Origin of the sequence: Citrobacter sp. wls826 (genome assembly GCF_005281245.1) — a bacterium.
In the GTDB taxonomy this organism is placed as follows: Bacteria; Pseudomonadota; Gammaproteobacteria; order Enterobacterales; family Enterobacteriaceae; genus Citrobacter; species Citrobacter braakii.
In genome coordinates this window covers 265,116-266,064 of sequence record NZ_SZWS01000054.1, presented here as the reverse complement: position 1 = coordinate 266,064, position 949 = coordinate 265,116, and the positions used below count along the sequence as shown (strand labels likewise).

Sequence of the window (949 nt, the reverse complement as noted above, 5' to 3'; positions counted from 1 at the left end):
GCGCCGGCTGAATCGTGTGGCTGGGTGGTGAACACGCCCGCAGGGGAGCGGTATTTTCCCTGCCAGAATCTTTCCGCTGAACCGACTCTGTATTTCCGCATGGATCCGGCAGATTACCTTCAGGCGCAGGCGGCAGGCGATGTGGTGGCCCTGGTACACAGCCATCCCGATGGCCAGCCGTTTCTCAGCGATGTTGATCGCCGCCTGCAGGTGCAAAGTGGCCTGCCGTGGTGGCTGGTCTGCGATGACCGGATATACAAATTTCGCTGCATGCCATTCCTCACCGGGCGGGCATTTGAGCACGGGGGGACGGACTGTTACACCCTGTTCCGAGATGCGTACCATCTGGCGGGTATTGAGATGCCGGATTTTGCGCGGGGGGAGGACTGGTGGAAGCAGGGCGAGAATCTGTATCTGGATAATCTGGAGGCGACAGGTTTTTATCGGGTGAATGCTGAAGAGGCACAGCCCGGAGACATTCTGATTTGTTGTTTTGGTTCATCAGTTGCCAACCATGCCGCGATTTACTGCGGCGACGGCGAACTGCTGCACCATATTCCTGACCAGCTCAGTAAACGCGAGAGGTATTCTGAAAAATGGCAACGCCGCACACACTCGATATGGCGACACCGGGCATGGCACGACTCTGCCTTCACGGGGATTTACAACGATTTGGCCGCCGCTTCAGCCTCAGTATAAAAACGGGGGCCGAGGCCATTTACGCGCTGGCCATACAGGTTCCGGGCTTCCGGCAGAAAATGAATGATGGCTGGTATCAGATACGCATCGCCGGTCAGGATGTGGATGAAACCAGCGTGTCAGCCCGTCTGCATGAACCGCTGCCGGACGGGGCCATTATTCATATTGTCCCGCGTATGGCAGGGGCAAAATCCGGTGGCCTGTTTCAGGTCGTGCTGGGTGCTGTGGCAATAGGCGCGTCCTTTTTTAC

1 protein-coding gene and 1 pseudogene are annotated in these 949 nt (G+C 57.3%); both read left to right on the top strand.

The features are described from left to right. Positions 1 to 699: C40 family peptidase (locus FDW87_RS15355; RefSeq protein WP_137379938.1), on the top strand; the 699-nt coding region annotated here is incomplete at its 5' end. Continuing rightward, positions 597 to 949, top strand: a pseudogene (locus tag FDW87_RS22755) (tail assembly protein); the annotation flags it as partial. The gene FDW87_RS15355 and the pseudogene FDW87_RS22755, both read left to right, overlap by 103 nt.